Annotated in this window: 9 protein-coding genes; 5 read left to right on the forward strand and 4 right to left on the reverse strand. The window is 68.4% G+C overall.

The window, feature by feature from the left end:
• Window positions 1-7: 7 nt before the first annotated feature.
• Window positions 8-1,318, forward strand: a complete 1,311-nt coding sequence (locus IPK71_05960; GenBank protein MBK8213280.1) for a DUF3644 domain-containing protein — start codon at window positions 8-10, stop codon at window positions 1,316-1,318.
• A 169-nt stretch (window positions 1,319-1,487) separates the two neighbouring features.
• On the opposite strand, the gene IPK71_05965 is transcribed toward IPK71_05960, so the two are convergent.
• Complete coding sequence (locus IPK71_05965; GenBank protein ID MBK8213281.1) at window positions 1,488-3,380, reverse strand: DUF262 domain-containing protein; 1,893 nt, start codon at window positions 3,378-3,380, stop codon at window positions 1,488-1,490.
• 149 nt (window positions 3,381-3,529) lie between these two features.
• Here IPK71_05965 and IPK71_05970 point away from each other — a divergent pair, with 149 nt between their 5' ends.
• The 4 genes from IPK71_05970 (at window position 3,530) to IPK71_05985 (ending at window position 9,296) form a co-directional block, all read left to right on the forward strand.
• Window positions 3,530-4,120, forward strand: a complete 591-nt coding sequence (locus tag IPK71_05970) for a dihydrofolate reductase family protein (GenBank protein MBK8213282.1) — start codon at window positions 3,530-3,532, stop codon at window positions 4,118-4,120.
• 210 nt (window positions 4,121-4,330) lie between these two features.
• Window positions 4,331-6,289: a hypothetical protein gene (locus tag IPK71_05975; protein MBK8213283.1), complete on the forward strand. Its 1,959-nt coding sequence runs from the start codon at window positions 4,331-4,333 to the stop codon at window positions 6,287-6,289.
• 191 nt (window positions 6,290-6,480) lie between these two features.
• The gene (locus IPK71_05980) at window positions 6,481-8,436 is read left to right on the forward strand and encodes a M4 family metallopeptidase (protein MBK8213284.1); all 1,956 of its coding nucleotides are present in this window, start codon (window positions 6,481-6,483) and stop codon (window positions 8,434-8,436) included.
• On the forward strand, window positions 8,433-9,296 hold the full coding sequence (locus tag IPK71_05985) for a hypothetical protein (protein MBK8213285.1): 864 nt from the start codon (window positions 8,433-8,435) through the stop codon (window positions 9,294-9,296). The genes IPK71_05980 and IPK71_05985 overlap by 4 nt, the downstream gene beginning before the upstream one ends.
• An 81-nt stretch (window positions 9,297-9,377) precedes the next feature.
• Here the strand turns inward: IPK71_05985 and IPK71_05990 are convergent, their stop codons facing one another.
• The 3 genes from IPK71_05990 to IPK71_06000 form a co-directional block, all read right to left on the reverse strand.
• A complete protein-coding gene (locus IPK71_05990; protein MBK8213286.1) occupies window positions 9,378-10,727 on the reverse strand; it encodes a ferritin-like domain-containing protein in 1,350 nt (449 codons plus the stop codon).
• A 185-nt stretch (window positions 10,728-10,912) separates the two neighbouring features.
• A complete protein-coding gene (locus IPK71_05995; GenBank protein MBK8213287.1) occupies window positions 10,913-12,682 on the reverse strand; it encodes a hypothetical protein in 1,770 nt (589 codons plus the stop codon).
• A 169-nt stretch (window positions 12,683-12,851) separates the two neighbouring features.
• Window positions 12,852-13,505 carry a hypothetical protein gene (locus IPK71_06000; GenBank protein ID MBK8213288.1) on the reverse strand — a complete coding sequence of 218 codons (654 nt, stop codon included), beginning with the start codon at window positions 13,503-13,505 and terminating at the stop codon, window positions 12,852-12,854.
• Between the last annotated feature and the right edge of the window lie 2 nt (window positions 13,506-13,507).

Raw genomic sequence — 13,507 nt, forward strand, 5'->3', positions numbered from 1 at the left:
GGGGAAGATGAGGGTGAAGCCGGCGGGTGGCAAGGTCGACAAGGTTCGCCGCTCGTACCAGTTTCTTGCTGACAAAGAGAACGCGGGTACGGCTTTTACCATCGAGGACATCGTTCAAGCGACGGGGTGGAAACCGGGCACGATCGAGACGTATCTGCGAAAGAAGTGGGGCCAAATCGTGCATCAAGGCACGAGCGGGCTCCGATGCAAAGGGGTCTGCGGCTTCACGGAGACCGAGTACGTGCGGCTCATGTCGCAGAAGGACGAGGTGAGCGCAGACCCGCGCCGACCCGACCTCGCGCCCGAGGTGGAAGCGCTCGTGCGCAAGTCCCGCGAGTCCGCCCTGCTTGCACTTCACGTGTACAACTCGCCGGCCACGGTGTTCCGCACGGAGGGGTTCGCCGTGCTCATGGTGATCGCGTGGACTTCGCTCTTCCACGCGATCTTCGAGGAGCGATCCGTGAGCTACTTCTACACGGAGCCCGATGGCGTTACGCCGAAGGTCGTGGACGGCGACAAGAAGGCCTGGGAGCTCGACACCTGCATGAAGAAGTTCTGGGCCGCCGCCGATCACGCGACCCGGCGGAACCTGGAGTTCTTCATCCGACTCCGCAACCGAGTCGAGCACCGGTACGTCCCCTCGATCGACCCTCACGTTGCCGGTGAGTGCCAGGCCCTGCTGCTCAACTTCGACGAGATGCTCGTCGAGCACTTCGGGACCTACTACGCGATCCGCGAGTCCCTGGCTGTCCCGTTGCAGACGACCGCGCTTCGGGCCGCGGGGCAGACCGAGGCCCTCCGGAAGCTCCAGGCGAAGCACTTCGACGACGTGAAGGAGTTCATCGACGCCTACCGGACTGGGTTACCAGGGACGCTCTACGAGGACCCCAAGTTCGCCTTCCGGGTCTTCCTCGTCCCGAAGACAGGGAACCACGCCAACACGTCGGACCTCGCCTTCGAGTTCATCAAGTACGATCCGAGTCGACCCGAGGAGATGGCGCAGATCCAGAAGCAGATCGCGCTCGTGAAGGAACGACAAGTTCCGGTAGCGAACGCGAACCTTCTATCGCCGAAGCTCGTGGCCAAGGACGTGGCGGCGAAGATCGGCCGGCCATTCAACCTCCATCACCACAAGCTCGCCTGGGTTCGGTACAAGGTTCGGAGATCCGGCTTCGACCCCGGGGGCTGCAACCCCAAGTACTGCGTGGCTGATCCTCGGCATGGGGACTACGGCTACACGCAGGACTGGGTGACCTTCCTCGTGGCCAAGCTCTCGGACCAAGCGGAGTACGACGCCCTCGTGAAGAGCAAAGGGTAGAGCTGTAGGCCTGAGGTTGCGAACGGCGCGACCGCTCAGCGTGTCTCGCCGCCGCGAGCTTCCTCGTCGCTCGGAAGCTTCCCGAACCGAGAGTGCGAGCCTCGGCGCCTCGGACTTGCCTCTCTCTTAGGGCTACCTCCTTCACCCACGGCAGAACGACCCTAGGCCGTCACTCGGGACGAGGCCAGATCGCTCTTGCCTTCGCGAAGACGAGGTCCGTTCGCTCCCGGAGCTCGGCTTCGGTCCACTGCTCACGCGCGGCGATCCACTTGTTCATCTCGAAGTGGCTGTCGCGAAGAAGGGCCCGCTTCCTCGGAAAGGGGTCGTTCGAGAGCTCGCTGTTGTACCCAGTGAGGGTGAGATTTCCGAGAAGGTCGAGCCACCTCTCGTGAACATCGGCAGCGTTGGCCCCCAGCATCGTCCGCCACTCGTCGTTCAGCGTCTGCGGCATCACGTGCTCGATGGTCGCACCCTCGAAGGTGGCGGGCTCCTTGTGCCCGTGGTGCAGTTCGAGCGTCTCGAGTAGGAACTTGCAGCGGTCGATCGGGTGGGCGTAGGCGCGGTAGCGAAGAAGGGACTCCTTGAACTCCTCGTCCTTCGGCCAACGTCGCCCGCTCGTCCCCGCTGCGAGCGTCTGGCTTAGCCAGTCGGGAATGCCGGCGTTGGGCATCTCCTTCGCGATCGAGAGGAAGATGCGCTTCAGTTGGTTCGTCGCGACACCGCAGACTGTCCGGCGCACCGCGAAGGACTCGATCGTCGCGAGGCAGCTCGCGACGTCCGCCGACGAGACGGTTCCCTTGGTGCTCGCCTCGAGGATCTTCAGGACGAAAGGGTTGGCTGTCGCGATCTCCCACCGTCGCAGGCGACCTAGCCCGGCGGCGATGTTCTCGTCGTCCGGCGTCTTGAGCCCGACGATCTGAGCGTAGAGCAGCGACGCCTGTTGCATGCGTTGCAGCTCGGTGGCGATGGTGGCGTCCGAGACCAGAAGGAGCCGCTTCTTGAGGACGCTGTAGATCGTCGACTTCGCGACCTCCTCGCCGGTCATCATGAGGAACTGCCTCATGAACTCGGTGAGGTGCTCGCCGGGCAACAGCGCCTGCATCGGCAGCCACGCTTCCTCGTACGACTTCTGCTGCGCGTTCGAGTGCAGGCGTAGGAGCAGGTAGTTCCGAATGAGGTCGGCTTGGGTGAGAGGTGCGCCCTTGGCGTTGAGGCTCTCGAAGATGAGGTACGGGTCGTCCGTGTCGCCAAGATGGATAGCTACGACGGTGAGGCGGTTCTGGATGGCGTTGGTGAGCCGATCGAGGTCGAGCTTCTCGCCGTCGGAGTCGGTGCCCGCAATCTTCTTCTTGAAGAACTCCAGCGCCTCCGTGAAGCGCGTGCCGGGCTGGGGCTTCGCGTCGACCAGCGCCTGGAAGGCGCGGCGGTCCGGCTGCGTCGGCAGGAGCTTGAAGTAGTCGAGCTCGTCGTAGTCCTCGTTGATGAGCAGCTTCGTCAGCCGTCGGTACTCCTTCGACTCCGGGTCGAGGAACGTCCGCATCGCGCAAATGAGCACCGCGATCGTCGTGAGCCGCTGCTGTCCATCGATGACCAGGAACTTCGACACGCCGACCGGAACGGAACGCGCGGGCGCGGTAACGATCGCGCCAGTGAAGTGCGCGCCGACCGTGTCCTCCTCGCTCCGCTCGTACTGTTCGAGGAGGTCGACCCAGAGCGTCTCCCAATCCTTCGCGGTCCATTCGTAGGAGCGTTGGAAAAGTGGCACCATCATTTGCTTGGTGCCGTCGAAGAACTCCGTGATCTTGCTTGGACGCGCTTCCATCCGAGACCTCGTGGTGATGCAAAACTCCGAGACGAACCCGGCGCGAGGATGCGACCACCCCCCACGCGCCATCAGGCTATCACGCGTTCTCCTCGCATGCCCAGGCGCGCCGAGCCCGAGGTGTCGCCTCGGATCGGCATCCCGCGACGACCAGGAATGATCGACGTTTCGCGTGGGCAGTACGGTCGAACGGACGGACGAATGAGCAGGCCCGCCAGAGCGCGCCTCGAACGCCACCACCGCGCCCGGTGACCGCCGTTGACGACGAGCCCCAGCCCAGGTAGCCACCACGACTCCCGCTCTGAAAACGCGCGATCCCACGACCGCCCCCGCCCCCACACGAGCTCTCGGTCGCGGCCGATCGCCGCAGAAACCACAAGAAGGTATCCATGCGTAAGTTGGTCGTGTCCGAGTTTCTCTCCCTCGACGGCGTGATGCAGGCTCCCGGGGGCGCCGACGAGGACACCGAGGGCGGCTTCCCGCACGGGAGCTGGACGCTGCCGTACTGGCACGACGACATCGGCGCCGCGTTCGGCGCGCTGATGCAAGACGTCGACGCGTTCCTCCTCGGCCGCAAGACGTACCTCATTCATGGCAACGCCTTCGAGCCGATGCCCGCCGGCGATCCGTTCGGCGATCTCATGAACGCGCCGGCCAAGTACGTCGTCTCGCGGACGCTCGAGACGCCCGTGTGGCGCAACACCACCATCATCCGAGACGACGTGGTCGAGTTCGTGCGCAAGCTCAAGGCCGCCCCCGGAAAGACCATCATGACCGACGGGAGCCACGAGCTCGTGCACACCCTCCTCCAGCACGACCTCGTCGACGAGCTGCACCTCTTGCTGTACCCGCTCGTCCTCGGCACCGGCAAAAAGCTCTTTCCGTCGGGCCCCGCGGGCGCGCGCCTCCCCTTCCGCCTCGAGTCGGCCAAGCCCTACCCGAGCGGCGTCGTCGGGCTTCACTACGTCCGCGCGCGCTGACCGGAGAGAAGGGCGCAGGGGCCCGCTTCCCCTACACCCCAGGCGGCTGGCGGGTGCCCACCAAGGGCACGCACACGCCAACCCCGTTGCCACATCGAGCCGCCACCGGTGCCCACGACACGGGCTTTTTCACGAATCGCTCGAGGCACGGAACCTGCTTGAGATGGCGCCGTGCGCCCCCCTCCTCCACACGCCGAAGCGTGGCCTCCGATGACCCTCGTGCGACGCCTCGGGGCCGCGCTCGTGGGCGCGTTGCTCGTGGCGATGGTGCCCTCGTGCCAGTCGCTCCCGGCCGCGCGATTCTGCGTGTACGACGGCAAGACCTACGCGATCGGCGCTACCTACCGGGACGCACAAGACTGCAACACGTGCACGTGCCGGGACGTCTACGGGGGCCCTATAACGACCTGCCAGACCAGCTATTGCGAGCCGGCGCCGCCCTCGAGGGACAAGGTCGACCTCCTCTTCGTCGTCGACAACTCCGCGCTCATGGCAGACAAACAAGCCTTCCTCGCCGACGCGGCGAGCCGGCTCGTGCTCGACCTCGCGAGCCCCGAGTGTGTCGACGCGTCGGGGGCGCCCACGGGCGAGCGCGCCCAGGCCGCACGTCCAGCAGGACAAGAATGCCAACGAGGGACACCTCGTCATCCCCCGGTCGTCGACCTGCACATCGGTGTGGTCTCTTCGTCCCTCGGAGGGTACGGAAGTGACCAATGCCGAGCCACCGAGACGGACCCGCTCGACCCGACGCTGAACGCGCACAAGGACGACGCCGCGCATCTCCTGAACCGCGCCGGGCCGAAGCAGACGCCGCTCCTGAACGCGGGGCCGTCGAACGTCCTCGCCTGGTCTCCGCCGGCCACGAAGAACGAGACGACGCGGCCCTCCCTCGGCACGACGCCGTACGAAGACCTCACCGCGCTCGCGCGTGATACGGCGAGCCTCGTCGAAGGCGTCGGCCACGCGGGTTGCCGGTTCTCGTCGCCCCTCGAGGCGGCGTACCGGTTCCTCGTCGCGCCCGACCCCGACGATCACATGGCTCCTACGCCGAAGCTGGACACGACCCTCTTGGCCCAACGCGCGACGTTCCTCCGCCCCGACTCCGCCCTGGCCGTGGTGCTCGTGACCGATCAAGACGACGTCTCCCTCGACCCAGACTCGCTCGGCGGGCAGGGCGCATCCTATTTCGAGAGCACATTTCCCCTCTCGGCCAACGTACCAGGAGCCCAACGCGATCCGTCCCGTGGGGGCTCGACTGCCCCGCGCGGCACCACCATCTGCCGAGGCGCGCCCGGCTCGGTGGATTGCCGACCGTGCCGCTCTCGAGGAGAGCCGAAGGTCACCGCCGACCCCGCGTGCCCGGAAAATGAGGGATTTCATCGAAAGGACGAGGACGATCTCGCGGTCCGCTTCCACCATGTCAAAGAGCGCTTCGGTGTCGACCCGCGCTTCCCGATACGGCGCTACGTCGACGGCTTCGCTCGGCCCCGCGTGCCGAGCTCGCGCACGCAACACGACGCGAGGGGCGGCTACGTCGGCGGTGATTCGTGCCAAAACCCGCTCTTCGCGGAGAAGCTCCCGCTCACCGCGAACGGGCTCGACGACCCGACGCTCTGCAATCTCGCGCGTGGGCCCCGTCGCAAGCACGACATCTTCGTCGTCGTCCTCGGGGGTATACCGGACGATCTCGTGGGCGAAGGTCGACCGACGGCCGAACAGTGGATGACCATCGTCGAAGGCCCGACCCGGCTCGACGCTCCCGGCCTCGACGTGCGGATGTTCCCGTTCGTGGCCCCCCGACACGGTCGCCCCGCATCGACATCCCCTGCCGATCGCGAATTCGACACGAAGAAGCTCGAGCTCCAATACGCGTGCACCTTTCCCCTCTCGGCCCCGCAGGCCTGCACGGGAAACGACCCTTCGTGCCCGTGCGATGGGCTCACCGACATCCCGATCTGCAAGGTGGCGGAGCGCACCCACGGGAAGGCCGTCCCTTCGCAGCGGCCCCTCGAGCTCGCGTCGGCCCTCTATGGGCAAGCGCTCATCGGCTCGGTGTGCCCCGTGTCCACCACGCTGCCTCGCGAAGGGGAGCCCGAAGAGCCCTACGGCTACCGAAAGACCATGAAGAGGCTCGACGCCGCGCTCGGTCCCCGCTTGAAGAGCCCCTGATCCTGCGCGCTTCGCCGCGTCCGCGCCCTCGCCGCCCCTCCGCGGCAAACCCTACCCGAGCGGCGTCGTCGGGCTTCACTACGTCCGCGCGCGCTGACCACGAGGGGCTCGCGAGAAAAAAGAACCGGGCGTGACGATTTCCACGCAACGAACCCCGGCCGATTGCCGAACGAGCGGGACCAGGAGGTTCCATGTCCCGCTCTCGAACGCGTTTTTCCTCACCCGCTCTCCTTCTTCTGCTCCTCGCGGGGGCGTCCGCCGTCGTCGCTTGCGGCGGAAACGACGGCCCGGCGCCGCTCCCCCTCGCGAACGATCTCGGCGCGCGGCTCGAGGCCGACACCGGCGTCGCGTGGGCCCTCCTCGCCGAGCCCGGCGCGCCTAGCCCCCGCCTGCTCGGCCCGACGACCCCCGTCGCCCTCCCCGGCGCCACCCACGAAGAGCAGGCCCGCGGCTTCTTCGCCCGCTACGGCGAGGCGCTGGGCACCCACGGCGCGCCCGCGTTCGTGCCGCTGACCGACAGCGACGAGCCCGATGGCGCCCACGAGACCGCCTTCACCGAGGTCGTCCCCGGGACCACGATCCCCGTGTTCGACGCCATCTCGTCCGTGCGCTTCGGCCAAGACGGGAAGGTCCTCTACGTGCAATCCGCGCTCGCGCACGACCTCTCCGCGCTCCCGCGTTCGCCCAAGCTCACCGAGCCCGACGCCGCCCGAAAAGCCGCCGAGCACGTCCTCGCCTCGTGCGGCGAGAGCCCCACCGTCACGCCGAAGATCTCCCTGGGCGCCCTGCCCGGAGACGCCCCGCACCTCGCCTACCGCGTCGAGCTCGAGGAGGCCGTGGGCACCTGCTCGGGCCCCACGGTCTACGTCGACGCCACGGGCGGAGCCGTGCTCGAGATGCGCCAGCAGGCGGCGAACCTCCGGGATCGGAGCCATGGCGCCCGCTACTACTATTGGCGCGACCCGAGCGACGTCAAAGAGCTCGACGTCTCGCAGAACGCCGACTTCTCGTACGACCTCAGATCCACTTCGACGCCTACGGTGTCGACCTTCGCGCTCGACGCACGCGGTGCGATGCAGCCCATTCGCGTGTCCCAACTCGGCACGTGGGACTCGTTCGACAAGGGCGTCTCGGTCGATGCGGCCTACCATGCGCAGAAGGGGCTCGAGTACTTCCGCGTCGTCCACGGAAGAAATGGCCTCGACGGGCGTGGGAGCCCCGTCGTCGTCGTGACCCACGACACCGCCCTCGGGGACAATGCCGCCTACCGGCCGTGGTCGAAGGAGATCCACTTCGGGGACGGAACGGTCGGCGGCGCGTACTACCCATGGACGCTCTCGTTCGACGTCGTTGTGCACGAGCTCGCGCACGGCGTGATCGCGGCGACGTCCGGCCTCGTCTACGCTGCGGAGTCGGGCGCCCTCAACGAATCGTTCGCGGACGTGATGGGCGTCTCGGCCGCCCACTGGTTGCCGGAGCTCCGAGAAAAGGCCGACATGCGTGTCGGGCGCCTGATTCACAAGAATGGGCAGGGTATCCGCGACCTCGCGGCACCACGGATCTTCCAGCAGCCCGACTACATGGCGGGCCCGATACCCTGCAAGGGGCCCGCCGACATGGCGAACGACAACTGCGGTGTGCACTACTACTCGGGAATCCCCAACAAAGCCTTTGCGCTCATGACCATCGGCGGTGGCCTCGGATATTACCAGGTGCCGAAGGCCCTCGGTTTCGAGGCGACCCGCTACATCTGGTTCCGAGCCATGACCTCGCTCCGAAACCCGCGAGCGAGCTTCCGCGAGGCCGCGATGGCCCAGACGTTCGAGGCGGGCCTGCTAGGCCGGGACTCCCTGACCAGCGTGGGGTGCGCATGGATGGCCGTCGGCGTCCTTACCCCCACCGACTTCGGCCCGTGGGGTGGCATCACATGCGGAGATCGCTCGCGGCTCTCGGACTGCGCAAAGATCGTGAATGGGTACGCGTGCCATGAGTCGGCGCCCTACGCCGCTTACGTCTGTCGAAACGGAGCCATCGCGGGGGGCATTCTGTGCGACAAGCTCGAACAGCGCTGCATTCGTCGTGGGCCGTACGACCTCGAGGCCCGCCTGGACACGTTGGGTCAGCTTGCGTGCGAGGACATCAAATGAAGACACCCCTCTGTGCGCTCGTCCTCGCCCTCGTCGCGACGGCGACGGCCTGCGTCCCCCACCCGCCGGCACACGGGCCCGTGCCCGCCCCGGCCGCGGTCGAAGTCGACCCTCCGCGGCTCGTCGCGTCGCTGCGCCGTGACTTCCCCGGGGCCACAGTCGACCCGTCGACTCCCCGTCGAATCGTGCGAATCCGCCTCGGCGAAGTGGCCGCGGTCGGCGATCCCAGGAGCTTCGCGAAGGGGATCCTCGAGAGGCACCAGGCAGAGCTCGGGTACCTCGAGCTTGCCAACTACACGTCGTTCCACGATGGCCCCCTCTTGGTCGTGGAGCAGAACGCGACCGCTCCGCGGGACACCGGGTGCCGGCGCGTGCGCTTCCGGGTGGGGTTCGACGACGGGAGGGCTGTCTTCGTCGAGCGCGAATGCCGCCCCTTCGAGCACCGCCCCCCGAGCTACCGCGCGCGCCCGCTCCCCTCGACGGCCACGGGCGACGTCGAGATCCTCGCGCGAAAGGGGCCCTTTGGTGGGCACTCCGCGACCGCCTTCTCGGGAGTCATCCTCGACCGCTACGGGGACGTGTATACGGCCGTCGACAGGGGGTCGTTCGAGTCCTCGGACTACGACCTCCTCGACTACGTGCGAACGCTCCCGCCCGCCGAGGTCGAGCAATTCATGTACGACGTGGCGCTCTCTCGGTCGTCGAGCGAGGAGAGCCCGAGCGGGCCGCCTTCGCCCGACGAGCCGTCCCATGTCATCGACGGGTTCCTCGCGAAGGGACAGGCCGTGAGCCTGGCGCATCGCCGCGGTTCGGCCGCCTCCCGAGCCCGCGCCTGGGCCGAGGACAACCTCCACGAGTGAAGCCTCGCGCCCGTGGCGTCCATGTCGAGGTCGCTTCGTCCGAAGCTTCCTCGCGCGGGGAGCTCGGTGGTGCTTCGGAGGTCACGCCGCAGCGAGCACGTCTCGGACTCCCGCGACGAGCCACGCGGCCTCTCGGGCGTTCGGGAGCCCGGCCACGTCGCGGAGCTCGTCGCTCGGCTCGTCGCGGAGGGACGCCTCGAGCGCGGCCCACGCCTCTTCGCGTGCGCGCTCGACCTCGCGGCGCTCCTCGGCCGTGAGCCGTGGAGCGAGGAAGGCGTCGACGGCCCAGGCGAGCTCGGCGTGCCGGGCCTCGTCACGGGCGATCACCGCGAGGGTCGCGCGCACCCGCGGATCGCTCGCGCGGCGTGCTTGGAAGGCGGCCTGCGCCGCGCCGTACGTCTCGCCCACGCAGCCCTCGCGCGCGTTCTCGAGCGCCATCGCGAGCACCGAACGCGGGCTCGGGCTCTCGACGGCGACCTCGGCGCATTCCCCGCCGAACGCCTTGGCGAGCGAGCGCATCATCGTCGTGTGGCGGATCTCGTCACGAGCCGCTCGCCGCGCGGCCGCGAGGAGCTTCGGCCCCGCCCCGAGCGCCCGGAGCTCGCGCTCGAGTGTACGGAACGCAGGCACGCTCGCTTCTTCGAGGTGCGTGCATTGCGCAAAGAATCGACCCGCCGACGTGAGGCCCGCGAACGTGTGCACCTCGCGCAGCCCCTCGGGGCGACGCCCACACACGCCCACCGGGGGCGAGACCAAGACCTTGGATTTTTCGGTGACGACACCGCTCGCGCTCACGTCGAGGGTGTAGCCGTATTTGCTGCTGCATGGAGGGCCGTTGACCGCGCGGACCACGTAGCCACCACCCGGCGACGCGCTCGGGGTCGTCGCGTCGCACAGCGCGCCGTAGCCTTGGAGGCGCGCGACGAGGGCGGCTTCCGAGGGCGAGTCGACCGGAGCGAGGAATGGCCCGACCGCGTTCAGCTTGTGGAACGACCGAAAGGTGTCACCCTGGTTCACCACGAGCGACTCGACCGAGCACTGCCCGAACTGCGCATTGCACGGGAAGCCGAAGCGAGTGCCGATACCCGCGTACGCCTCGAGGCAGCGCGCCTTGTCGGTCGCGTTTCCGCACAGCGCTCCCTTCTTTGCGCGGATCTCGAGCGCTGGCGGCCCCGCGTCCGGAGCCCCGCCGCCATCCCCGAGGCTCGTCACGACCTCGTACCGGAGCTCCATGTAGTCGTACGGCTCGGAGGTGGTGAGAGCGCCGAGCAACGATGCCGCATCGCACGTGGGAGCCGAGTAGTCGCCGCCATCGGGGGCGCCACCGTCGCTGTCGGCGGTGGTCCCGTCGCTGATCGAGCAGGCCGCGACTGCCGAAGCACCAAGGAGGGTGGACACGAGCGCAGAGAAGACAGGGGCAAGGCGACGCATACGCGCGACTGTTCCATGATTCGTGCCAGGCCCGCGGGTGCGGAAATCTCGACGAACGCTCGAGGAGCGGCCCGGCCAGCTGAGCCATCGTGCGCCACGGCAGGCAGGGGTGGCACGGTGGGCTGGGGCGGCGGAACGCAGGTCACGCACGCGCGGACGGTCTCAGCGCGTTTTCCCGCCGCGCCTCATTCGCGGGCGCGGCGTCGCATGGCCACGATGCCCATGCCCAGCGCCACGAAGCCCACGGCGACCTCGCCGGGCGAGCCCCTCCCGGTCGCGCCTGACGAACAGCTCGAAGCCTCTCCGACCGAGCCTTCGACTCCACCTGCCACGGGGCTTCCGGTAGGCGGAGCGCCGGCGCCTCCCGGCGAAGGACCGGTGCCGGCGTCGGGTGTCGACGCATCGTCGCTCGTGCCGCTGTCGTTTGCTCCCGCGTCCGGGGCAGGGACCACCGGTGTCTCGGAGACACGAAAGAGGGTATTCGCCATCGCAACGTGCCAGAGACCCCCGAGGCTGTACGAGCGTCCTTGCGCCGTGCTCACCCTCCGAGGTGCCAAGGCCGTGCGCGCTTCGTAGCGGCCATCCGGGCGGAAGTGCATCGTGTGCCCGCGCGCGTCGACGGCGTCGAGGGTCGTCGCTCCGGAGGCCCAGGGTGCGATGGAGAAGGCGGGCCTCCCGTCGCTCGGGGCGACCCACACTTCGCTGTCTTTCAGGTACGCGACCGAGCCGTGGCCGATGGTGTACTTCCACCTGCCGAAGCGGGCCGACTCCGTCACGGGAGGGGCTCCGCCGCTGCGGATGACGAGGAGCGCGAAGCTGTTCGGGGCGACGTCGTTCCCGGCGTTCGAGACGGTCACCGTCGCGTCGCCGCTCGGGTCGAAGAAGCGCGCGAGGCCGTTGTGGAGCCGCGTGAGCACGCCCGTGCGAAAACGATGAAGGCTGAAGACCTGTCCGCCCATCCACACTCCGACGATCGCGTCCCCGTTGCTCGCGACTCCGAAGCCGGAGATCACCTTGACGAGAGTCTCGTGCTCGACTCCGGTCACCACGTCGCGCGTGTGCACGACCTCGTCAAGGGTCGCGCTGGTGCCGGTGGTCCACGCGATGGTGGGGCCCGCCGCGGCGACGCGGGTGGCGCCCGTGGGGAGCGGCGAGGTGATGGTGCCGTAGCGGTAGGTGCCTGGGAGGCGCAGGGGAAGTGCGGTATCCACGCCGGTTGCGCGGTCTCGCACGTACTCGGGCCCTGCCGCGGTTCCGGTGAGGGAGTACGTGAGCGCGCTCTCCGTCACGTCGCCCAAACAGCCCGGTACCGTCGCGATGGGGACGAGAAACGGCGATGGGTCGACGCTCACCGAGCGGCACGAGCTCGTCTGGCCTCCGGCGGCGGTCTCGGCGTCTACGCAAATGGACGTCGCGCCTTCGGGGACCATGACGTCGGTCGCGAGCGAATTCCCCACGACCGAGACTCCGCCACGAATACCGAGCTTGGTGCACGGAGAAGCGCCCCCCGCGCACGCTACCTCGACACGAACCGTGCCCGCGCGTGGCATGAAGGTGCACGGACCCGGAGAGGCGAAGGTGATGGTCGGAGGCTCGGGCGGGGGCGGGGGCGGGGCTGGGGCGTCGTTCACGAAGGCGCGGGACGCGGTCGCCGTGTCGCCGAACGCGTCGGTCGCCGTCACGTCGACGGTGAACGCCCCATCGGGGACGGTCGCGAGCGGGATCGTGGCGCGGTAGGTCGTCGCCGTGATTCGTGCGAGGGGGTAGGTCGCCGCGCCCACCTTGGCGGTGGCCGTGAACGTGTAGTCGGAGGTGACGGTCACGTCCGTCGAGAGGCTCGTGCGCACCACCGCCCCCGCGGCCGGCGACGCGAACACGACCGAGATGGCCGCGGCCGCCGTCACCGAATAGCCGACGGCACCCACGACCACGGCGACCGAGGCGAGCAGCTTCATGCGAGGAGTACGCTCGTTGGCGGCCGGGGTCGCACGTGAAGGTTGCGGCCGGGGCAGGTGGTGGAGGGGGTCCGAGTCATTTCGAGGGGTTGGCGCGAACGTCGGCCCGCCGCTCGCCCGCCGTTTTTCGAATCCGCGGGCGCGACGAAGCGCCTCGCCCCGCGTAACGTCACTCCCCGCCCGTGTCCACGTCCTCGAACGGCGTCGCAGGGCTCATCGTATCCGGCGCGAAATCCGGGAAGAGCGTGGCCATGCGCGCGAATCCCTGCTCGACCCACGTGTCGCGCGAGCGCGGGCCCGTCGTGAGCGTGAGCCAGTACGTGCAGCCTCGCGATCGGAGCAAGAGCTCGAGCCACTCCTCGTACGTGAGGCCGGTCGGCGTGAGCCGCTCCCCGCAATAGTGGTAACATACACGCGCCGGACCGTCGCCCGGCACGGGGTAGAGCACCGCGTAGGCCTCCTCCGTGAAGCGGTCGATAGGGCGAATACGGGCGAACGGGTGATTCGGGTTCTCTTCGAGTAGCCAGTCGAACCAGAGCTCGTCCTCGTGGGAGGCGTGGTCCCACACGTCGGTGACCGTGGGAATGCGAATGGCCCCGCCGGACCCACCCGCGACGGAATAGGCAATGTCCACCGAGCCGAGCTCCGTGTAGAGCTCGGTCATCCCCTTGGGCCACGCCGCCCCCGCGACCTTCTGCGCGGCCGCGAGCACGGCCGGGTCCGTCGGAGGGCCGAGCCTCGCCTCGGTGAGCGTGACCTCGGGGTGGGAAGAGAGCTCACGGACTAGGGCCTCGAAGCGGGTCTTCCAGGGCATTCGGGACATGA

It is taken from the genome of Myxococcales bacterium (assembly GCA_016712525.1).
Classification (GTDB): Bacteria; Myxococcota_A; Polyangia; order Polyangiales; family Polyangiaceae; genus JAAFHV01.

What these genes read in the sequence shown, in the direction of transcription:
- IPK71_05960 (MBK8213280.1), top strand. Translation starts at nt 8, where the DNA reads ATGAGGGTGAAGCCGGCGGGTGGCAAGGTCGACAAGGTTCGCCGCTCG.
- IPK71_05970 (MBK8213282.1), top strand. Translation starts at nt 3,530, where the DNA reads ATGCGTAAGTTGGTCGTGTCCGAGTTTCTCTCCCTCGACGGCGTGATG.
- IPK71_05975 (MBK8213283.1), top strand. Translation starts at nt 4,331, where the DNA reads ATGACCCTCGTGCGACGCCTCGGGGCCGCGCTCGTGGGCGCGTTGCTC.
- IPK71_05980 (MBK8213284.1), top strand. Translation starts at nt 6,481, where the DNA reads ATGTCCCGCTCTCGAACGCGTTTTTCCTCACCCGCTCTCCTTCTTCTG.
- IPK71_05985 (MBK8213285.1), top strand. Translation starts at nt 8,433, where the DNA reads ATGAAGACACCCCTCTGTGCGCTCGTCCTCGCCCTCGTCGCGACGGCG.
- IPK71_05990 (MBK8213286.1), bottom strand. Translation starts at nt 10,727, where the DNA reads ATGCGTCGCCTTGCCCCTGTCTTCTCTGCGCTCGTGTCCACCCTCCTT.
- IPK71_05995 (MBK8213287.1), bottom strand. Translation starts at nt 12,682, where the DNA reads ATGAAGCTGCTCGCCTCGGTCGCCGTGGTCGTGGGTGCCGTCGGCTAT.
- IPK71_06000 (MBK8213288.1), bottom strand. Translation starts at nt 13,505, where the DNA reads ATGTCCCGAATGCCCTGGAAGACCCGCTTCGAGGCCCTAGTCCGTGAG.